Below are 20225 nucleotides of genomic sequence, written 5' to 3'. Positions count from 1 at the left end.
GCCAGTATGAAAGCAAATTTTAGATAAGTTTTAGAGATTACAAGCCAACGGCCCGGCGCATCAGGTTGAGGCCGGTGAGCACCAGCAGAATTTGCGTCCAGCGGCGGAATTTCGACTGATCGAGGCGGTCTTGGATGGCGACGCCCAGAGTTTGGCCGATCATCGCGGGCAGCACCAGCACAGCGGAGAAGCTTATCGTGCTGGCGGTCATCACACCCGAGTGCAGGTGGGCGACTAGCAAAACCGCAGCCCCGATCAGGAATACGACGCCTTGCACCCGGACGGTTTCCAACTTGTCGGCTTTGATGGACAACAGGTAGACCAGCAGGGGCGGGCCCCAGACGCCAGAGATGCCACCGTAGAGGCCGCCGATTGCCCCCAGAATCCATTCGGCGCGGCTGCGATGTTCCAGACGCAGGCCGAGGCCAACGCCTGCCAATTGCAGCGCAGCGAAGATGGTGATCGGCAGACCCAGCAGCAGCAGGAACAGGTCTTGCGGGATCACGCGGACGAATTGGGCGGAAATCACGATGAAGGCCACGGTGGCAATCAGCATCCGGCGGTAGGTGATCACGGTTTGCCAGGCGGGGGCCACGCCTTGACGAAAGGCTTGGCTGAGGTTGGAGATTAGGGTGGGCAGGATCAACCCGGCCAGCGCGGTTTCGGGCGGCAGAAAGCTGGAGAAGGCAGAGATCATAATCATCGGCATGGCAAAGCCGACAGCACCTTTGACAAAGCCCGCAATCAAGGTGATCAGCAGCGCGGCGATAAAAGCCTGCGGCGTCAGGCCCGCCATAAGGTGTTCCATGTGGCTTTCTCCTTGTAAGCCATGGTCTACTGCAGGCCGTAGCGGGCCGCACGTTGAAATCGAGTGCGACATTTTAGATCTGTATGTAGACTTCTGGCGAATTATTGTTGCGCTGAAACCGCGAAGGGCTTACCTCTTTCGCAGATGCAGCATACGAGGATTGCGGTGATGGCGTTTGATCAGAACTCTGGTGTGATGACCGATCTGCTGGGGGTGACAGCTGAGGCTTTGCCGGAGGTGGAGGCGCTGTTTGAGCGCGGGCGCGAGGTTCTGCGCGGGCTGGTGACGGTCAGCGGCAAGGTGTCGGCCGTGGGGTTGGAGCAGCATCAGTTTGCGGCGCATTCATTGGCTTGGCTGGCGACCTATACCGAAAGCCTGCGGCAGTTGCGGGCTTGGGCGGGACGGCTGTCGGACGACGGCAAGTTTGGCGAGATGGAGGGGTTGATCCTGCAGATCGGCTTTGGCGAGTATCTGAGCCAGATCTATGGCGGGATTCCAATGTCGCAGGGCGAGATGGCGCGGCTGGGGGATTTGGGGATTTCTGCGGTACCGGGGGCTGCGGCCGCCGTGTTGATGGCCGAGGGCAATAGTCCTGCGGCGCGGATGCACTTGGTGGCGTTGATGCGTGACAATCACGGCCGGGCGACGTTTGGGGTCACGGGACTGGATGATGAGTTGGAGATGATCCGCGATCAGTTCCGCCGCTTTGCCGATGAAAAAGTGGTGCCCCATGCGCATGGCTGGCATCTGCGCGATGAATTGATCCCGATGGAGATCATTGCGGCTTTGGCCGAGATGGGGGTGTTCGGGCTGACGATCCCCGAGGAGTTTGGCGGCTTTGGTCTGTCGAAAGCCTCGATGGTGGTGGTGTCTGAGGAATTGTCGCGGGGGTATATTGGGGTTGGGTCTTTGGCGACCCGCACAGAAATTGCTGCGGAGTTGATCTTGTGCGGCGGCACCGAGGCGCAGAAGGCGCAGTGGTTGCCGAAGCTTGCCTCGGGCGAGATTTTGCCGACGGCAGTGTTTACCGAGCCCAACACTGGCAGCGATCTGGGGTCTTTGCGGACGCGGGCGGTTGCGGTGGATGGGGCTTGGGAGGTCACCGGGAATAAGACTTGGATCACCCATGCGGCGCGGACTCAGGTGATGACGTTGTTGGCGCGGACGGATGCAGAGACAACCGATTATCGCGGCCTGTCGATGTTTCTGGCCGAAAAGCTGCCGGGAACCGATGCAGAGCCGTTTCCGACGCCGGGGATGACCGGGGGCGAGATTGCGGTCTTGGGCTATCGCGGCATGAAGGAATATGAGCTGGCGTTTGACGGCTTTAAGGTGGCATCCGAGAACCTTTTGGGCGGGGTGCCGGGGCAAGGCTTCAAGCAGTTGATGCAGACGTTTGAAAGTGCGCGGATTCAGACGGCGGCGCGGGCGATCGGGGTGGCGCAGAACGCTTTGGAAGTGGGCATGGCTTATGCCACGGACCGCAAGCAGTTTGGCAAGGCGCTGATCGAATTCCCGCGCGTGGCGGGGAAGCTGGCGATGATGGCGGTCGAGGTGATGATCACCCGGCAGCTGACCTATTACAGCGCATGGCAGAAGGATCACGGCAAACGTTGCGATCTGGAGGCGGGGATGGCGAAGCTGCTGGGCGCACGGGTGGCTTGGGCGAGCGCGGATAATGCGTTGCAGATCCATGGCGGCAATGGCTTTGCCTTGGAGTATCAGATCAGCCGCATCCTGTGCGATGCGCGAATCTTGAATATCTTTGAGGGCGCGGCGGAAATTCAGGCGCAGGTGATTGCGCGGCGATTGCTGGATTAGAGCGGGGGGAAAGGGCGTCGTCCGGGGCACAAAAATTCTTCCCCGCGGGGAATGACTTGTAGAATTTTTCAAAATCATGGCCACTTTCCACAACATGTTGTGGTAGAAGGGCGGATCAGAGAAATCGACTTAGAGCCGGCCGCGTGATGGGCGCAGGTTGCCGAGGCGGGGATGTAACTTGCCTGCGATGACGTAAGCCGCCCCGAAAGCCAGCCCTGAGGCGGCAAAGATGAAGTTCAACGGTGCGACCCAGAGCACCAGCCACGCCATGGCGGGGGTGGCGATGCCAGAGACATCGCGGAAGCTGGAATAGACGGCGGCCATCTCGGCGCGCTCGGACGGTTTGACGGACATCATGAAGGGCAAACCGCCGACAACGTCGAGCATGACAAGGCCGAATGAGCCGAGAAAAAGGCAGGCGATGGTCAGCGTGGGGGCGAATGCGAGGATTGTGGCGGCGCAAAACAGAATGGCGCAATAGGCCAAGGTGCGGCGCAGGGCGACCCGGACCGAGCGGCGGCGCACCCACGCGGCCATGAACGGCGACAGCAGCAAGGTGGCGTTGGAGACTGACAGCATGAAGCCGCCGAGTTTGTCGCCCAAGCCGGATTCAATACAGTACACCGGGACATAGACCACATAGACCCACCAGCCACAGCTGCGGATCACCGCGAACAGCCAGCCGGCGATCAGCCTCGGTTGGCGGAAGAAGCGGCCCAAATAGGCCAGCGGATTGACAGCGGGGCCTTTGGCGCGGGCGATCTGTTTGCCGGACCCGAGGCGCAGATACCAGAACACCCCGAACAGGATCACCGCAAACACAGCCGCCACGATGAACGGTAAGGGGGCCCACAGCGCGCGCATGTAAACGCCGCTCATCGGGCCAATCGCCCAAGGCGCTGCGGCATAGACCATTTGCAGGCTTTGGGTGCGGCCGAGATCGGCGCGCGGCACATAATCCAGCACATAGGCGTTGAAGCAGACAAAGCAGGTGACGGTGGCCATCGACATGATCAAGATGCCCAATTGCACCGACCATTGCGTGCCCAGCACGAACAGCACCATCGAAACCAGATAGAACACGCAGCCCGCCGAATAGACCCAGCGGCGCGGCCAGATTTGCGTCAGGCGCGGCACCATCAGGCCCCAGAACAAAGTGATGATGCCTGCGGTCAGATAGACGGTGGACAGGTTTTGCGCCGAGCCAAACGCATCATAGACCGCGATCGGAATGGTCGAAATCAGCATGCCGCGCACCGCAGCCTCTAGCCCCGCAAGCAAAGCGAAATGCTGGAGTTTTGGGCTGGAGGAGTGTTTCAACTCCAAAGACTGATACCGCAGGGCCATGGTGATATTTGGCTTGTATCGCGGCTGTGGGTCTGTGCCGCTGGCGACGGCGGTTAGGCTGTCCGCGACTATTGTTGCGCCAAGATGGCTAATAACCGTGCACGGGCTTCGGGCAGCGGTTTGCCGTTCAATGTAGGTTCCAAAGCGCGGTTGAGGAAATGCCCGGTCAGGGCAAGACCTTGGGCGATTTCAACCGGGCTGGCAGGCCCCTGCCCCAGCAAAACCGGCGGCAAAGGCAACAGCCGCCCCGCCCAGTCGCCCGCCGCATCCCGGTTCACCGCGCGGCCGGTTTTCGGGCTGACATAGGCAAGATCTTCGCGGCTGCCGGTGATGGCGCATTGGCTGAAATCAAGGGCAAAGCCGAGTTCCTCTAGCAGGTTTAGCTCCCAGCGCAGATAATCCGGCGGCCAGCCCGGGGTTTGCAGCGCATCCAGCAAGGCGATGGAACGGGCGTAAAGTGCTGGATGTGGCTCGCGGTCGGGCAAAGCGGTGTGCAGCATGGCGCAGACCGCATTCAGGCCCGCAAGGTTCAAGCGATCCGTCAGCACGCCCGCCCGGCTGCGCAAGGGTTCAACCTTGAAACTGCCGATCTGTTCAGACAGCCGCGCCTGCCAGACCACATCGACCTGAGATCCTGGTTGCAACACCGCCGCCATCCGGCGCGAGGCACCGCCACGCACCACGCCCGCATGACGCCCATGCGCATGGGTGAACACCTCGATGATCGCCGATGTCTCGCCATGCGGCCGCACCGAAATCACCGCCCCCTGATCGCGCCATTCCATATCCCCAGTATCGACGCAGCGTCACGGCAGAGCAAGGCTTGCCATTGCAGAGTTTTACGGCAGATTGCGCATATGTTGGCCAGATTGACCGCCTTTGCCCTTGCCCTTGTCGGACTAGCCGCCCTGCGCGCGCAGTTTGATGCGCTGACCGGGCTGAGCTTGGCCGTGGACAGAATTTGGGCGATGGCCGCTTATTTCACCATTCTGACCAATGCCTTGCTGGTGGCGCATCTGCTGGCAATCACCAAGGGCTGGCAAATTTCAGCCGCGCGCGCGGCGGGGTTGTTGGTGGCGATTACCACGGTGGGAATTCTGTATCACGCGCTGCTGGGCAACCAATTTCCGACCAAAGGTGTTGGCTGGTGGGCCGATCTGGGGCTGCACACGGTGATGCCTTTGGGCTTTGGCGCGTGGTGGCTGGCGTTTGCACCGAAACATGTGCGCTGGTCGGATGTGCCACAGTGGCTGATCTGGCCCGTGATCTATACGGCTTATGCGCTGATCCGGGGGCAACAGACGGGGGCTTGGGCCTATCCGTTTCTAAACGCGGACGCCTTGGGTTGGGCGCATGTGGCGCGCAACATCGGGGCGCTGGTGGTGGCGCTGGTGGTGCTTGGCCTGGCCATCGCGGCCTTGGCGCGCTTCCTTCACTCGGCCAAACCCGGCTGATCCAGCAGGGTACGGCCTTGGCGATCCTCCAGTTCAATCACCCAAAGATCAGGATCGCGGCTGCGCTGGCGCGATAGCAGCGCATCCACCTCGGGCTCGGGACCATCCGCGAGAACCACCCAGACGCGGGTATCCGCCAGAAGATCGAACGAGCGTTGATAAGCGCGGGCTTGGCCGTTCAGCAGGGCGACTTTCACCAGAACCGCGCCTGCCGTGGGGTCGCCCTTGGCGGTGACATAGACCGGAATATCCGCCAGCCGCAGTCGGGTCAGATAGGCAGACACCCAGAGATCAGAGGTGAGACGCGCACTCATCGTTGCTCTTTCTGAAATACTCCCCCCGGAGGGATCGACAGTTCAACCGGCACGCGCTTTCATATGACGAAACCGAAATTTGCGACAAATTTCGGGCCGGAATTTTGCTTAAAATTCCGCTTGGCCTCATGCCTCGCCGTCTTTGAAATCCAGACCCATTTCGGAATAGCGCTCGGGCTCATCCTGCCAGTTTTCCCGCACTTTCACCTGCAAGAACAGATGCACGGTGCGACCGAGGAATTCCGAGATATCGGCGCGGGCGGCTTGGCCGATGCTTTTGATCGTCTCACCTTTGTTGCCCAGCACGATGCCTTTGTGGCCGTCGCGGCTGACATAGATGATCTGGTCGATCCGGGTGCTGCCGTCAGGTTTGTCTTCCCATTTCTCAGTCTCCACCGTCAGTTGATACGGCAGTTCTTCGTGCAGTCGCAAAGTCAGCTTTTCGCGGGTCATTTCCGAGGCGATCATCCGCATCGGCAGATCGGCGATCTGGTCTTCGGGGTAGAACCACGGGCCATCGGGGATCTGCTCGCCCAGCCATTCGCGCAAGTCTTTGACACCATAGCCTTTTTCCGCCGAGATCATGAAGGTTTTCGCAAACGGGAAAGCTTCGTTCATCTTCTCGGCCAAAGCCAAAAGCACTTCGGCCTTGACCTTGTCGATCTTGTTGATCGCCAAAGCCACGGCTTGGCCCTGCGGGATTTGGTCTTTCATGCGGTCGATGATGGTGGCGACCCCTTCGGTCAGGCCGCGGTTCGCTTCGATCAGCAGCACGATCAGATCGGCATCGGCAGCCCCGCCCCAAGCGGCTTTGACCATGGCGCGATCCAAGCGGCGGCGCGGGCGGAACAGGCCGGGGGTGTCGACGAACACGATCTGCGCCACGCCCTCCATCGCCACGCCGCGAATACGGGTGCGGGTGGTTTGCACTTTATGCGTCACGATGGACACTTTCGCGCCGACCATGCGGTTCAGCAGGGTCGATTTGCCCGCGTTCGGTTCGCCAATCAGCGCCACAAAGCCCGCGCGGGTGCCAGGGCCGTCGGGCATCCGGCCAGTGAGTTTGCTGTCTTCAATCATCAGAAGTCTCCATCCGGGCCAGAAGGGCGCGGGCTGCGGCTTGTTCGGCCACACGTTTCGATCCGGCGCGGGCAAATTCAGCCTCGCCACTTTCCAGTCGGACTTCAACGGTGAAGATCGGCTGGTGGTCTGGGCCTTCGCGGCCCTGTTCGGTGTAAATTGGTGGCGGCATGGCGCGGGCTTGCGCCCATTCTTGCAGCGAGGTTTTCGGGTCACGCGCGTCTTGTTCGACAGCACCGATCCGCGCGGCCCAAAGCCGCAGGATCAGGGAGCGCGCGGCATCAAAGCCGCCGTCTTGGTAGACGGCAGCAATCACCGCTTCCATCGCATCGCCCAAAAGCGCCTCTTTGCGGCGGCCGCCAGACAGCATTTCCGAGCGGCCGAGTTTCAGCACATCGCCCAAACCGACCTCTCGCGCGACTTCGGCGCAGGCCTCTTTGCGCACCAAAGCGTTGAAACGGGGGGCGAGCTGACCTTCGGACGCGGCCATGTCGGCCCCCAGAAGGGCCTCGGCCATCACCAGACCCAAGACACGATCGCCAAGGAATTCAAGGCGTTGGTTATCGGGCCGGGTGGTAGACGAAATCGAGGCGTGGGTGACGGCGCGCAGCAGCAGATCTGGCTGGCGGAACGTATGCCCGATGCGCGCCTCGAAGGCTTTGAGATCGGCTGCGAGCTTCACTCCACCGCCTTGAAGAAGCGGTCCGAACGCCATGTCCAGAAGAACAGCATTGAGGTGCCAGCCGAGGAGAAGATGATGCGGTCGGCACGGCCGATCAGGTTTTCGACAGGCACGAAGCCGACGCCGCCGACGGCTTGGGCAAAGCGGCTGTCTTGGCTGTTGTCACGGTTGTCGCCCATGAAGAAATACGCGTCTGCGGGCACGGTGAACACGTCTGTGTTGTCGGCGTAGCCATCGTTTTCGATGTTCAGCACATCATGCACAACACCGTTCGGCAGGGTTTCGCGGAAGCGATCTTTCTTGCAGATCGCGCCATCGCCGACAGCACCATTGGCGCAGCGCGGGCGGGACTTCATTGGGCCTTGCGGCTCCATCACTTCTTCAAAGGTGCCATCGGGGGTTTGCGGGACGACCGCGCCGTTGATGTAGGGCACGCCCTGTTTCATCTGAATCTTGTCGCCCGGCAGGCCGATCAGACGTTTGACGAAATCAGAGCCGTTGACGGGATGGCGGAACACCACCACGTCGCCGCGCTCGGGTTCGGACGCGAAAATGCGGCCAGAGATGGGGCACAAAGCGAAGGGACAGGAGTATTTTGAATAGCCGTAGGCCATTTTGTTAACGAAGACGAAATCGCCCACCAGCAGGGTGTCTTTCATTGATTCCGAGGGAATCCAGAACGGCTGGAACAGCAGGGTGCGGAAAGCGCCTGCGATCAGCAATGCGTAGACGACGGTTTTGATCGTCTCGACAATGCCGCTATCGGTTTTCGCCATGGTGTACGTCTTCCTTCAGATTTGCCGCTACATGCGCGCCGGGGGGGCGGGAGTCAAGTTGGCGTGGGGCCAGGGCGGGCCTCGATCACCACGAAAGCCTGCGCCCAAGGGTGATCGTCGGTCAAAGTGACGTGAATGATCGCGTGATGATCGGGCGGAGTCATTTGGGCGAGGCGTTCGGCGGCCCAGCCGGTGAGGTGCATCACGGGTTGGCCGGTGCGCAGGTTCGACACCGCCATATCTTTCCAAGAGATGCCCATGCGCAAGCCGGTTCCCAATGCTTTTGAGCACGCCTCTTTCGCCGCCCAGCGTTTGGCGTAGGTGGCGGCGACGACGCGAGGGCGGCTTTCGGCCTTTTTCTGCTCAGCTTCGGTGAAGACCCGGTTGCGGAAACGGTCGCCATGGCGGGCGAGAGCGGCCTCGATCCTTTCGATATTGCAGAGGTCAGAGCCGATGCCGAGGATCATGTCAGGCGCGCGCCGCATCCATCAGGCGGCGCATTTCCTTGATAGCGGCTTCAAGCCCGACATAGATCGCCTCGCCGATCAGGAAATGGCCGATGTTCAGCTCGGCCACTTCCGGGATGGCGGCGATGGGGGTGACGTTGTCGTAGGTCAGACCGTGGCCCGCGTGGACTTCCAGGCCAAGGCTGTGGGCGAAGGCCGCACCTTTGCGCAGGGCGTCGAGTTCTGCTGCCGCCTCGACGATGCGGCCTTCCGCGTGCAGGTCGGAGTAGTGACCGGTGTGGAGTTCAACCACAGCGGCACCGATGCGGGCAGAGGCTTCGATTTGCGACGGGGCGTGGCCGATGAACATCGACACCCGGCAGCCTGCTGCGCGCAGCGGGGTGATGAAATCGGTCAGGCGGTTGGCGTCGATGGCCACATCAAGGCCGCCTTCGGTGGTGCGCTCGGCGCGGTTTTCCGGCACAAGGCAGACGGCATGCGGTTTCAGATGCAGGATAATCGCTGCCATCTCGTCGGTGGCGGCGCATTCAAAGTTGAGCGGGATGCCAAGGCCTGCGGCAAGCGCCGCCATATCGGCGTCACGGATGTGGCGGCGGTCTTCGCGCAAATGGGCGGTGATGCCATCGGCGCCGGCAGCTTCGGCGATCAGGGCGGCGCGCAGAGGGTCAGGCCAGACAGAGCCACGGGCATTGCGCACGGTGGCGACGTGATCAATGTTGATGCCAAGCCGTTGCCGCCCGAAATGTGCCATCGCATTCGTCCTTTGTGGTTTTGATCAGATGTAGCGCGGCAATGTTACTTTGCACCTGCGCTGCTGTCATCTTCGCCGGCGCTGTTTTCGGCGTCTTTGTCGCCGCGGTGCAGCAGACGGTTTTTCGCCTCGGCGACGGCGACTTTCAGACGGTGGCGCCGCTCGCGGCGATCATCGGTCTTAGCGGCGCGGGCTTTTTGGTAGGTCGTCACCAAAGGGATGGTCAGGTAATAGGCCACCGCCGAGATGATGGTCCCGGGCAGCAAAGCGCCGATGAAATAGGGCAGATAAATCTCGTGCCAAAACCGGATCAGGCCGCCCCAATGCATCGTTGCCGGAGTGAAGATGGCCCAGAAGTTACGCCACAGATCAACTCCGGCGGAACCGAAAGCATCAATGATCGCGTCAAAGGTCAAAGTTCCTTCTACGCCCATGATCCAGTGGCCCAAAGACATAGCAAACACCGCGAAAAACGGCGTGGTCAGCGGATTGGTGTTGAAGGTGCCAAGCAAAGCCGCAAACAGGTTGCCGCGCACCAGCCGGGCGGCGGCCCAAGCGGCAACGAATTGCAGAAACGGAAGGGGCAGAAATCCCACAAGAAAGCCCGCGAAAATACCGCGCGCAATGCGGTGGGGGTCGTCGGGCAGACGGCTCATCCGGTGGATGACATAGCGGGTCGCGCGTTTGAACCCACCCTTCGGGTAGACCATCTCGCGCATCCAAGCGAGCCATCCCAGCGGTTGCCGACGTTTGAAAACCATAGAGCGGCCCCGCTTCCTTCCTGCCCTAAGGCGTATTCCTTGCCGGAAATTCCGTTAAGGCTTGCGTGTCATATCACGATGCCGCGACACTTGTGCGACATCGGTTTCGGCTTCCAGCGCCGTCATCACCATGTGCAAGTGTTCCACGTCACGCAAGTCCACGTCGATGATAAGTCTGTAAAAATCCGGTTTGCGTTCGATAAACCGCAGATCGGATATGTTGGCTTTCTGCTCGCCAATCAAGGTGCAGATCCGACCCAAAACGCCTTGGTCGTTGGATATGGCGACATCCAGCGCAACGGTGTTGACGGGGGCATGACGGCCCGCGTGCCATTGCAGATCAACCCAGCGGTTTGGCTGTTCTTCGAACTCTTCCAAAGCCGGGCAGTCAATCGCGTGGATCAACAGACCTTGGCCGCGATAGGTGATGCCAACGATACGCTCGCCGGGCAAAGGCTGACAGCACAGGGCGCGTCGGAAGGTTTGATCATCGGGCATACCGATCACGGCGCGGGCGGGTTCGACCTCATCCGCGCCGCGTTGCACCAGTTCGGGGTAGAGGGTTTCGACCACTTTGCGGGCGGTCAGTTCAGCAGAACCGAGAGCAGCCAAAAGTTCGGCTTCATCCGGCATGCCCAGCATTTTGGCGGCGGTGCGCAGGGCTTTGTCTGTGGCCTTTTTGCCAACATGTTCAAAGGCGGCGCGGGCAAGTTCTTGACCAAGGCGCACAAAACGGCCGCGATCTTCTTCGCGCAGAGATTTGCGAATCGCGGCCTTGGCGCGGCCGGTGGTGACAATGTCGATCCAACTGGCCTGCGGGCGCTGGCCTTCGGCGGTGATAATCTCTACCGACTGGCCGTTTTTCAGCCGCGTCCACAACGGCACGCGGATGCCGTCGACTTTGGCAGACACACAGGAATTGCCGATGCGGGTGTGGATCGAATAGGCGTAATCCAAGGGCGTCGCGCCACGCGGCAGTTGCACCACATCGCCCTTCGGGGTGAAGCAGAACACCTGATCGGAATACATTTCCAGTTTGACGTTTTCAAGAAATTCGTCGTGATCGCCCTCGTCCAGCCGCTCGGTCATCGCGGCGATCCATTTGGCGGGATCGACGGCAAACGGGTTCGTGGCGCGCACGCCTTCGCGGTAAGACCAGTGCGCTGCGACGCCGGCCTCGTTGACTTCGTGCATCTCACGGGTGCGGATTTGCACCTCGACCCTTTTGCCATCGCGGCCCGACACCGTGGTGTGGATAGAGCGGTAGCCGTTGGATTTTGGTTGGCTGAGGTAGTCTTTGAAGCGACCGGGGACCGCGCGCCAACGTTGGTGGATCACGCCCAAAATACGGTAGCAATCGGCGACCGACGCGCAGATGACGCGGAAGCCGTAGATGTCGGAGAGGCGGGAGAATGCGAGGTCTTTCTCCTGCATCTTGCGCCAAATCGAATAGGGCTTTTTGGCGCGACCGTAAACATCAGCGTCGATCTGCACCTTATCCAACTCGGCGTGGATGTCCGCGGTGATCTGATGCACCACATCGCCGGATTCGCGTTGCAAGGTCAGGAAACGTCGGATGATCGAATTGCGGGCTTCCGGGTTCAGCACCCGGAACGACAGGTCTTCGAGTTCTTCGCGCATCCACTGCATACCCATGCGTCCTGCCAAGGGTGCATAGATTTCCATGGTTTCCCGGGCCTTTTTGGCCTGTTTTTCCGGGTTCATCGATTTGATGGTGCGCATGTTGTGCAGACGATCGGCCAGCTTGACCAAGATCACCCGCAAGTCTTTCGACATCGCCAGGAACAGCTTGCGGAAGTTCTCGGCCTGCTGCGATTCGGTGTTGGAAAGTTGCAGGTTGGTCAGTTTGGTGACGCCATCGACCAACTCTGCCACTTCCTCGCCAAACAGCTTGGCAACCTCGGCATAGGTGGATTTGGTGTCTTCAATGGTGTCGTGCAAAAGCGCCGTGATAATGGTGGCATCATCCAACTGCTGTTCGGTGAGGATGGCAGCGACTGCGACGGGATGGGTGAAGTACGGCTCACCCGATTTGCGCATCTGACCTTCATGCATCGCTGCACCGTAGGCATAAGCCCGGCGGATCAGTTCAGAATTGCAACGTGGATTGTAGTTTTTAACCAGGGCGATGAGGTCTTCAACGTCAATCATCACCGCCCCGCAATTCGGGAATTCCCGTAATTAAAGCTCGCCTTGCGCTTCCATGAGGGCGCGCAGCAGCTTTTCTTCCGACATGTCATCCTGCATCGGGCGATCAACTTCACCCGACATCAGCAGAGCCATCTGATCTTCTTCTGGCTCGTCAACTTCGATCTGGGTCTGGTGACCTTCAATCATCCGCTCACGCAAGGCATCCGCCAGTTGGGTTTCCTCGGCGATTTCGCGCAAGGCCACCACCGGATTCTTATCGTTGTCACGATCTACAGTCGCGGCAGAGCCGGCCTGGATTTCGCGGGCCCGATGGGCCGCAAGCAGGACAAGTTCGAACCGGTTCGGAACTTTATCGACGCAATCTTCAACCGTCACGCGGGCCATGAAAGACTCCAGTAGGGGAGGGGCTGTGAAGCGGTCTATTTAGGCGCGATGCTGCGGCTTGACAAGGGGATAATCAAGCAAATGCCCAGATCAATCTGAAGGCAGGGCGATGACTTCGGCACGATCTTTCGCCGGAAGCGCTGCCAGCATCTGCGCCACGGTCAGGCCAGTGACAGGATGCTGCCAATCGGCGGCAACATCGGCAAGCGGCACCAGAACGAAAGCGCGCTCGGCCAGACGCGGATGCGGCAGGATCAGCTGGTCGGGCGCAAGGCTGCGTTGATCGTCTGGCAGAAGATTTTTCCATTTCAGATAGGTGGCACGGTCAGGCAACACTGATTCGCCCAAGGCCAGAAGATCAATATCAAGACTGCGCATCCCCCAACGCTGCACGCGCTCACGTCCGAATCTTGCCTCCACTATGTGCAAACAAGCTAATATATCGGATGCAGGCATCGCGTGACGCAACGTCACGAGCGCGGCGGCGTTCACATAGTCCGGCCCTGCCCCAGCGGGGAAACATGGCGTTTGATACAGGGTACTTAGTCGCGTCACTGGCAACCCCACGCGATCAAGTTCCGCTATAGCGGCAAGAATTGTTGACTTTGGCGACAACTCGCCGAAATTCAGATTGGCGCCAAATGCAACCAGAGCGTGCTTTAAAGCAACCATTTTTGCTGGTATCCTATCGATAGATTGGCTTGATCGAGTATCCGCCGCACTGCTATTCACATCCATTGCCGTCGCCTTATCTACATTGGTAGTCAATTCAAAAAAGCGCGGTTACCGGACAGATTTTTCGAGGGGAAGACTATGTTTTACAAGGACGAACGGCTTGCGCTGTTCATTGATGGCTCGAACCTGTATGCGGCCGCAAAGGCACTTGGGTTTGACATCGACTACAAGTTGCTGCGTCAAGAGTTCATGCGGCGTGGCAAACTTCTGCGTGCTTTCTATTATACCGCCCTGCTGGAGAATGACGATTATTCGCCGATCCGCCCGCTGGTCGACTGGTTGAACTACAACGGCTTCACCATGGTCACCAAACCGGCCAAGGAATACACCGACAGCCAAGGCCGCCGCAAAGTCAAAGGCAACATGGACATCGAGCTTGCCGTCGATGCGATGGAACTGGCGCCGCGGGTCGATCATGTGGTGATCTTCTCGGGCGACGGCGATTTCCGGCCGCTGGTGGAAAGTCTGCAGCGTCAAGGCGTACGGGTTTCGGTGGTCTCGACCATCCGCAGCCAACCGCCGATGATTGCGGATGAGTTGCGCCGTCAGGCCGACAATTTCATCGAGCTGGACGAGTTGCGCGACGTGATCGGCCGCCCGCCGCGTGAGCCTCGGCTTGAGCGTGACGAAGCGGCTGTTGACGTAAAGTAAAATGACGGAAGTGCAGCAGACCTTTGCTGCGCTGGATGAAAAGCCGAGGCGGGAAACTGCCTCGGCTTTCGCTTGGCGCCCAAGCCGGGATTTCGAGGGCGGGCTGCTGGAGCGCTGGTTCTTTCATTGAAGCCGGCCGATCTGCGGTTAAAGCGGGAAGGATCTGGGGCTGCCCGGATCGCCCAACATCTGCGCGATCTTGCGGCGGGGCCGTATTACTTTGAACCGCAAGACTAGACGAGGCCCGCGTGGCAGCTTAGGTCTAGGCCAAACATGAGAAGCCCGATGACCCTGCCACCGCTGACCCTCTATCTCGCCGCCCCGCGCGGCTTTTGCGCCGGTGTCGACCGGGCGATCAAGATTGTCGAACTGGCGCTGCAAAAATGGGGCGCGCCGGTCTATGTGCGGCATGAAATCGTACATAACAAATTCGTCGTCGATGCGTTGCGGGCGCAAGGCGCGGTGTTTGTCGAGGAGTTGGACGACTGCCCGGTTGACCGCCCGGTGATCTTCTCGGCACACGGCGTGCCAAAATCGGTGCCTGCGGCAGCACAAGCCCGCCAGATGATCGCGGTGGATGCCACCTGCCCGCTGGTGACCAAGGTGCATAATGAGGCGCAGCGGCATTCCGAGGCGGGTTTGCAAATGGTGATGATCGGCCATCAAGGCCACCCGGAAACCATTGGCACGATGGGACAACTGCCCGTGGGCGAGGTTCTGCTGGTGGAAACCGCCGCGGATGTCGCCGGGTTGATGGTGCGCGATCCGGCGCGGTTGGCCTATATCACCCAGACCACGCTGTCGGTCGATGACACGGCAGAGATTGTGGCGGCCTTGCAGGCGCGGTTTCCGGCCATTGTCGGGCCGCATAAGGAAGACATCTGTTACGCCACCACCAACAGGCAAGCAGCGGTGAAGGCGATTGCGGGCAAGATCGAAGCCCTTCTGGTGATCGGCGCGCCGAACTCGTCAAACTCGCGCAGATTGGTCGAGGTTGGCCGTTCAGCGGGCTGTGCCTATGCGCAACTGGTGCAGCGCGCGTCTGAGATTGACTGGCGGGCGTTGGAAGGTGTGACTTCGGTGGGGGTAACCGCGGGAGCATCTGCGCCGGAAGTCTTGGTCAATGAGGTGATCGACGCCTTCCGCGCCCGGTTTGACACGCGCGTGGAACTGGTTGAAACCGCACAAGAAAACATCGAATTCAAAGTGCCGCGGATCTTGCGCGAGACGCTATGAGGGCCGTTCCGCTCGCAGTGATGCTGTTGGGGCTGTCAGGCTTGCTGCCGTTTTTCTGGGGCGTTGCGACCTTTGTCAGCCCTACCGCGTTTGATTTGACGATGTCCATTCTCGGCCCGCGTTTTGTAGCACCGTTTGTACTGCTGTCGTATGGGTCGATCATTCTTGCCTTCATGGCGGGTGTGCTGTGGGGGTTTGCCACCCGCGCGCAGCACAGTGTTTGGGTTTTCTATGCGGTTTCGGTGATCCCGGCGCTGTGGGTATTTTTTCTGATAGGCGACGGACCGACATCATCTGCAATTTACCTCGGTCTGGGGTTCATCGGCCTGCTGGGGCTAGATTGGCTGTTCTGCCACCACAAGCTTGCGCCAATGTGGTGGCTGCCGTTTCGCGTCATGCTGACGGTGGCGGTCGTGACAAGCCTGGCCGTGGTCACCTTTGGTTGACCTTGACGGCAAGCCGGCCTAAATCGGCGCAAAGGAGCCAAGATGACCGAACTTTTTGCCTATACGGATGGTGCCTGCTCGGGCAATCCTGGCCCCGGCGGCTGGGGTGTTTTGATGCTGGCGCGCGAAGATGGCGCTGTGGTGAAGGAACGCACACTGTCGGGCGGTGAGGCGCATACCACCAACAATCGGATGGAATTGCTGGCGGCGATCTCGGCTTTGGAGGCTTTGACGCGGGTGTCAGAGCTGACGATTGTGACCGATTCTGCCTATGTGAAAAACGGTGTCACCGAGTGGATTCACGGCTGGAAACGCAACGGCTGGAAGACCTCTGGCAAAGATCCGGTGAAAAATGTGGATCTGTGGCAACGGCTTGATCTGGCCCAAGCCAAGCACAAGGTGGTCTGGCGCTGGATTAAGGGCCATGCCGGACATGCCGAAAATGAGCGCGCGGATGAGCTGGCGCGGGCCGGGATGGCGCCGTTCAAGCCGGCGAAACTGTAGCTCTGGCAGATCGGGAAACGGGGCGCGCACATCGGCGGACCGCCGATCCGGTTGCATATACCGCCTAATACCTTGCAATCATTGTGCGATCTAACGCCAGCGCGCCGACTGCGGCTATATCCAGTCGAGATTGACTTTCCCCGCCGGATATTTCGCTGCCACCACCTCGCGCAGGGCTTTGTAGCGGTCGCGCAGGTCCTTGAACTTGCGCTCATGGGTTTCCGCCACCAGCGCGCGGATGTTTGTGAACAAATCTTCACGATCAAGCGCTTCGAGGATGTCGAGTTCTGCGCCCTCAATATCCATCTTGATAAAAGCGATCTCGCCACGCGTGGCTACATGCTCGCGCACCAGCGTCGGGAAATCAAGCAAGGTCACCTCGACCGCGTTTTCCGCATCAATCCGCCGCCCGCCATCCAGAATGGTGCTTTTGACCGAGGCCCCGTCAGGATTGTCGCCAAAATTATCGGCCCGCATCAGGCGAATGGTGCCTGTCCCCACCCCCACGGCGGCATTGACCAAAGTGACGTTCGGGGCATTTGCGAACTTTTGTTCAAGAATGGAAAACGCATAAGGATCAGGCTCATAGGCCAGCACATCCGCCCCGGTGGCGGCCAGCAGTTCGGTCACCACCCCCATATTGGCGCCGCAATCCATCACCAGATCGCCGGGCCGCAACATCGCGGTGATTGCCGTCATATAGCCTTCCGCCCAAGCCTTGCGCTGGTTGCGCTTTTGGCGGCGGATCAGTGCCTCAATCTCATCAGGGGTCGTGGGTAAAGCTTTGACGAATTTGTCTTTTTTGCCCTTCTTGATCTGCGGCTCTAGCGCCTGATCCGTCTCGGTCATTCCTCTAGCGCCTTAGACGCGTCAACGCCAATCTGTGCGCACATCCGTGCAGCGTAAGAGTTGGGCATCGGTGGATTTTTGCGCCAATAGGGTTTGGTACCGTTGGTATACAGATGCACCGACAGGGTATTGTCGGTGAAATGTCCCTCAACCCGACCATAGGGGTCGTAGAACACGTCGTTCAACTGGAACGGCACTGGATAGAGGTAATCCGAACTCAGCGCCTTTTCAAAATCACCGGTCTGTTGCGCGAAATAGGTGAAGGCCTGCGGGCCAAACGCGGTGCGCTCGGCGTTATAAATCCGCACAGCTTGCGGCAGGCTGCTGTCTTGCTTTTCGATCCGCTTGCGTTGCTGCTTGTTGAACCAAGCCGGGGCATCGGGCAGGTTTTCATAATAATCCAGCAACTGCTTGATCAGCTCTCCCTGCGGCGGAATATAGACAACGCCACAGTTCAACGCCCCTCTAAAGCCATGACCTGCATAGATATTTTGCATCTCATCCGGGAAAGGTTTGTGGCAAAACGCATCACAATCAATCCAGACCGCATCGGTTTTCTCGATCATCTTGTAGCGAAACACGTTGGACAAAAAGCTTTCCGAAGTCTGCCGCACGATATCCATATCAATCGCCATAATGTCGGTGGCGGGTTTGACGGTGATACCATCGGGCACATTCGTCACCTTGTCGGTGCAATACAGCGTGGTCGGATGGCCCTGTGCGACATGGCTGAGCAGGCAAAGCTGGTTCAGATAATGCAGCTTGTCGCCGATCCAAAGCGAGGCGACGGGTCTGCGAACGGGGGTAGACATGGGTACTGCCTCGTTTGTTTCGTTTTGTGGAACAATGCCGCAGAGCCGTAAGGCTGTCCAGCGGCGGACGTTGGTTAACTTGGGTCGTCTGGATCGACGGGTGCACCAAGCCGAAAACCGCGCGCGATATTGGCGTCAAATCCATAGTCCGGCACATAGCCAAGTGCCGCCAGCATGTCCTCTATTTCCGGCAAATGCGCGTGATGTTGCTCCAACAAGCGACCATAGAGAAATATCTGTTTCGGGACAGGCGCGGGTAACATCGGCAGCAATTTTTGCAGCACCTCTGGGCTAAGTTGCGAGTCTGAAAGCAACAGAGCATCCGGGCGCAGCTCCGTGATCAGCGCCAGCGCGCCTGTCGTGGGTTCAGCTCCAAGAATTTGATCCAAAAGGATAAAGCGATTGCTGAAAGCGCGGTTACTCAGCGCGCAAACCACAGCCAGCATCTGCCGCAAATCGGGGTTATCCTCTTGCAGACAGAGGCTCAGATCGGGCCGGATATTGGCGCAATGCCCGGCCAGAAAGCCCACTGCAGAGCCGATTTCCAACACCTTGGCCTGCTCAGCCAAGACCTGCGGCATCCGGCGCGCAAGCCCGCGCTCGAACTTACCAGATTGGATCAGAACCCGCGCCGAATCCGTAAAAACACGCGGATCGGCAGGCAGTTTCATGCTGTGATTAGGGTAAACTTCGGCACGCGCGTCTTGCGAAAGATCAAACCTGCCCGACCGATACGACCCCATCGGCACCGCCTCAACTGGGTCTTTCGGGACGGCCTGCCGTTCGGTTTTCGCCTTGGCACCCCGGCGCTTTTCCACATCAGACATCAGCGCTGCGATCTTTTCCTTGTCGCGGGCCTGTGGCGGTTTCGCGACGATCTGGCTGATCGGGACATCAGAGGCTTTGGCCAAATCGGCCACCAGCTGGTGATAGGCCTCGGTCTGGCGCAGCTCGGCCAAACGCCCCTCGGCACGTGCAATCGCCGCATGGTGCAAGCGGTTTAGCACCGGGTCTTGCAGCAGTTGCGCGATGATGGCATTGCGCTGTTTGGTGTAGCGCAGCATCGTATCGTCGCGCACTTCATTGCGATCTTGCAGCGACCAATAGTCGGAATTGTACTTATCCGCCTTATTGTTCACATTGCCGCGCATCTTGCGAATGGCATAGCTGTCCACCGATTTTACCGCGTAATGATTGAGCTGCACCCAGTCATAACCAACAGTCCGGGTGATCGAACGCCAGCCGCGAAACTTGAAGTAATCTTCCATCTCGCGACCCGAACCGTTCAGCCATTTCACCTCATCAGGGAACGCAGTTTCATGCCATTTCGTCTTCATTTTCGGGCGGTGAATTCCCAATTTCCACTTATCGGCACTGAAGCTGAACAGCGTCTTTACCCCCCAGCCCTTGTTCCATTCCTGCGGTGCGGCCCATAGATATTGCTCCGTTACCGGTGCGCGCGACCAATCCACCACCCCGCCAGAGCCGAATATCCGCCATGTCACCACGATGCCATTGGCACCCTGCGCTTTGGTCGCCGACAGCAGGCTGTCGAGGGTGCCATCGCCGTGTCTGATCGACAAAAACTCATCGGCGTCAAACACCATCACCCAGTCGGATTGCTGCACCACAGGCTCGTCCTGCGCGCAGTTCAGCGCCGAGGGTTGCGGGCGGATGCCTTCGGGGATCACGTTGCGGCGATGGTGGCAGAGCCCCAATTCCTCCAGCCGGATCAGCATGTCATCGGTGCCATCTGAACAATCGTTCGTATAGACCACCAGATCAGAAAATCCGACCGCCAGATGATGCGCAACCCATTCGATCACATAGGCGCCTTCGTCCTTCATCATCGAGACGGCGGTCACCTGACCATGCGGGCTATCATGGCGTTTCAACGAAAAATCAACAGTGCCCCAGCGCGCATCAGCCCCTTTCGGACGCCCCGCAAGCGGTACAATGCCTTCTGGTTGCTTACCTTGTTTCGACGTCACGCCCTGCCCTGCCTCTGCGCGGCGAAGCCTTTGGCCCGCCGCAGAACCCCGATTGCAGATCACCATAGGGCAAGCCGGAATCTGCCAGCAAGGCCAATGCAGAAAACTGCGCTGAACTGTGTCTTAGCAGACAACTGTTTCCAATTTAGCAACGAAAACCAAGGACTTTGCATCAAAACTTTTG

Annotated in this window: 22 protein-coding genes; 6 read left to right on the top strand and 16 right to left on the bottom strand. The window is 59.4% G+C overall.

Going from position 1 to position 20225, the window contains the following annotated elements; genetic code table 11:
* Nucleotides 1–37: 37 nt before the first annotated feature.
* The gene (locus tag Q7V03_RS17105) at nucleotides 38–808 is read right to left on the bottom strand and encodes a sulfite exporter TauE/SafE family protein (RefSeq protein ID WP_304926802.1); all 771 of its coding nucleotides are present in this window, start codon (nucleotides 806–808) and stop codon (nucleotides 38–40) included.
* Nucleotides 809–976: 168 nt separating this feature from the next.
* Between Q7V03_RS17105 and Q7V03_RS17100 the strand changes: the two genes are divergently transcribed.
* Nucleotides 977–2629 (top strand): acyl-CoA dehydrogenase family protein, encoded by a 1653-nt coding sequence (locus Q7V03_RS17100; protein ID WP_304926801.1) that lies wholly within the window; start codon nucleotides 977–979, stop codon nucleotides 2627–2629.
* A gap of 129 nt (nucleotides 2630–2758) precedes the next feature.
* On the opposite strand, the gene Q7V03_RS17095 is transcribed toward Q7V03_RS17100, so the two are convergent.
* Nucleotides 2759–3976 carry an MFS transporter gene (locus Q7V03_RS17095; RefSeq protein ID WP_304926800.1) on the bottom strand — a complete coding sequence of 406 codons (1218 nt, stop codon included), beginning with the start codon at nucleotides 3974–3976 and terminating at the stop codon, nucleotides 2759–2761.
* A gap of 68 nt (nucleotides 3977–4044) precedes the next feature.
* Nucleotides 4045–4761, bottom strand: a complete 717-nt coding sequence (gene recO / locus Q7V03_RS17090) for a DNA repair protein RecO (RefSeq protein WP_304926799.1) — start codon at nucleotides 4759–4761, stop codon at nucleotides 4045–4047.
* A 72-nt stretch (nucleotides 4762–4833) separates the two neighbouring features.
* Here recO and Q7V03_RS17085 point away from each other — a divergent pair, with 72 nt between their 5' ends.
* On the top strand, nucleotides 4834–5430 hold the full coding sequence (locus Q7V03_RS17085) for a Pr6Pr family membrane protein (RefSeq protein ID WP_304926798.1): 597 nt from the start codon (nucleotides 4834–4836) through the stop codon (nucleotides 5428–5430).
* On the opposite strand, the gene Q7V03_RS17080 is transcribed toward Q7V03_RS17085, so the two are convergent.
* The 10 genes from Q7V03_RS17080 to folK form a co-directional block, all read right to left on the bottom strand.
* The gene (locus Q7V03_RS17080; RefSeq protein WP_304926797.1) at nucleotides 5409–5744 is read right to left on the bottom strand and encodes a DUF1491 family protein; all 336 of its coding nucleotides are present in this window, start codon (nucleotides 5742–5744) and stop codon (nucleotides 5409–5411) included. The genes Q7V03_RS17085 and Q7V03_RS17080 overlap by 22 nt on opposite strands.
* 126 nt (nucleotides 5745–5870) lie before the next feature.
* Complete coding sequence (gene era / locus Q7V03_RS17075) at nucleotides 5871–6794, bottom strand: GTPase Era (RefSeq protein WP_304926813.1); 924 nt, start codon at nucleotides 6792–6794, stop codon at nucleotides 5871–5873.
* A 22-nt stretch (nucleotides 6795–6816) separates the two neighbouring features.
* Nucleotides 6817–7506: a ribonuclease III gene (rnc, locus tag Q7V03_RS17070; protein ID WP_304926796.1), complete on the bottom strand. Its 690-nt coding sequence runs from the start codon at nucleotides 7504–7506 to the stop codon at nucleotides 6817–6819.
* Nucleotides 7503–8282 carry a signal peptidase I gene (gene lepB / locus Q7V03_RS17065; RefSeq protein ID WP_304926795.1) on the bottom strand — a complete coding sequence of 260 codons (780 nt, stop codon included), beginning with the start codon at nucleotides 8280–8282 and terminating at the stop codon, nucleotides 7503–7505. Before lepB ends, rnc begins: the two co-directional genes overlap by 4 nt.
* Before the next feature lie 53 nt (nucleotides 8283–8335).
* Complete coding sequence (gene acpS, locus Q7V03_RS17060; RefSeq protein ID WP_304926794.1) at nucleotides 8336–8749, bottom strand: holo-ACP synthase; 414 nt, start codon at nucleotides 8747–8749, stop codon at nucleotides 8336–8338.
* 1 nt (nucleotide 8750) lies between these two features.
* The gene (locus Q7V03_RS17055; RefSeq protein ID WP_304926793.1) at nucleotides 8751–9500 is read right to left on the bottom strand and encodes a pyridoxine 5'-phosphate synthase; all 750 of its coding nucleotides are present in this window, start codon (nucleotides 9498–9500) and stop codon (nucleotides 8751–8753) included.
* 44 nt (nucleotides 9501–9544) lie between these two features.
* The gene (locus tag Q7V03_RS17050) at nucleotides 9545–10261 is read right to left on the bottom strand and encodes a DUF2062 domain-containing protein (protein WP_304926792.1); all 717 of its coding nucleotides are present in this window, start codon (nucleotides 10259–10261) and stop codon (nucleotides 9545–9547) included.
* Between the two features lie 54 nt (nucleotides 10262–10315).
* On the bottom strand, nucleotides 10316–12433 hold the full coding sequence (locus Q7V03_RS17045) for a bifunctional (p)ppGpp synthetase/guanosine-3',5'-bis(diphosphate) 3'-pyrophosphohydrolase (RefSeq protein ID WP_304926791.1): 2118 nt from the start codon (nucleotides 12431–12433) through the stop codon (nucleotides 10316–10318).
* 30 nt (nucleotides 12434–12463) lie between these two features.
* Nucleotides 12464–12817 carry a DNA-directed RNA polymerase subunit omega gene (gene rpoZ, locus Q7V03_RS17040; protein WP_304926790.1) on the bottom strand — a complete coding sequence of 118 codons (354 nt, stop codon included), beginning with the start codon at nucleotides 12815–12817 and terminating at the stop codon, nucleotides 12464–12466.
* A gap of 90 nt (nucleotides 12818–12907) precedes the next feature.
* On the bottom strand, nucleotides 12908–13489 hold the full coding sequence (gene folK / locus Q7V03_RS17035; protein WP_304926789.1) for a 2-amino-4-hydroxy-6-hydroxymethyldihydropteridine diphosphokinase: 582 nt from the start codon (nucleotides 13487–13489) through the stop codon (nucleotides 12908–12910).
* 141 nt (nucleotides 13490–13630) lie between these two features.
* On the opposite strand from folK, the gene Q7V03_RS17030 reads away from it, so the two are divergent.
* The 4 genes from Q7V03_RS17030 (at nucleotide 13631) to rnhA (ending at nucleotide 16389) form a co-directional block, all read left to right on the top strand.
* Nucleotides 13631–14203 carry an NYN domain-containing protein gene (locus Q7V03_RS17030; protein ID WP_304926788.1) on the top strand — a complete coding sequence of 191 codons (573 nt, stop codon included), beginning with the start codon at nucleotides 13631–13633 and terminating at the stop codon, nucleotides 14201–14203.
* A gap of 285 nt (nucleotides 14204–14488) precedes the next feature.
* Nucleotides 14489–15439 (top strand): 4-hydroxy-3-methylbut-2-enyl diphosphate reductase, encoded by a 951-nt coding sequence (gene ispH, locus Q7V03_RS17025; protein ID WP_304926787.1) that lies wholly within the window; start codon nucleotides 14489–14491, stop codon nucleotides 15437–15439.
* Nucleotides 15436–15885 carry a DUF3429 domain-containing protein gene (locus Q7V03_RS17020; RefSeq protein ID WP_304926786.1) on the top strand — a complete coding sequence of 150 codons (450 nt, stop codon included), beginning with the start codon at nucleotides 15436–15438 and terminating at the stop codon, nucleotides 15883–15885. The genes ispH and Q7V03_RS17020 overlap by 4 nt, the downstream gene beginning before the upstream one ends.
* Nucleotides 15886–15927: 42 nt before the next feature.
* Complete coding sequence (gene rnhA, locus Q7V03_RS17015) at nucleotides 15928–16389, top strand: ribonuclease HI (protein ID WP_304926785.1); 462 nt, start codon at nucleotides 15928–15930, stop codon at nucleotides 16387–16389.
* A 114-nt stretch (nucleotides 16390–16503) separates the two neighbouring features.
* Here the strand turns inward: rnhA and Q7V03_RS17010 are convergent, their stop codons facing one another.
* The 3 genes from Q7V03_RS17010 to Q7V03_RS17000 form a co-directional block, all read right to left on the bottom strand.
* The gene (locus Q7V03_RS17010) at nucleotides 16504–17238 is read right to left on the bottom strand and encodes an FkbM family methyltransferase (RefSeq protein WP_304926784.1); all 735 of its coding nucleotides are present in this window, start codon (nucleotides 17236–17238) and stop codon (nucleotides 16504–16506) included.
* Nucleotides 17235–18050 (bottom strand): hypothetical protein, encoded by an 816-nt coding sequence (locus Q7V03_RS17005; protein WP_304926783.1) that lies wholly within the window; start codon nucleotides 18048–18050, stop codon nucleotides 17235–17237. The genes Q7V03_RS17010 and Q7V03_RS17005 overlap by 4 nt, the downstream gene beginning before the upstream one ends.
* Nucleotides 18051–18124: 74 nt before the next feature.
* The gene (locus Q7V03_RS17000; RefSeq protein ID WP_304926782.1) at nucleotides 18125–19945 is read right to left on the bottom strand and encodes a glycosyltransferase family 2 protein; all 1821 of its coding nucleotides are present in this window, start codon (nucleotides 19943–19945) and stop codon (nucleotides 18125–18127) included.
* Nucleotides 19946–20225: the final 280 nt, after the last annotated feature.

It is taken from the genome of Cypionkella sp. (genome assembly GCF_030652235.1).
GTDB lineage: Bacteria > Pseudomonadota > Alphaproteobacteria > Rhodobacterales > Rhodobacteraceae > Cypionkella.
The sequence above is the reverse complement of the archived record's forward strand: the minus strand, read 5'-3'. Positions and strand labels throughout refer to the sequence as shown.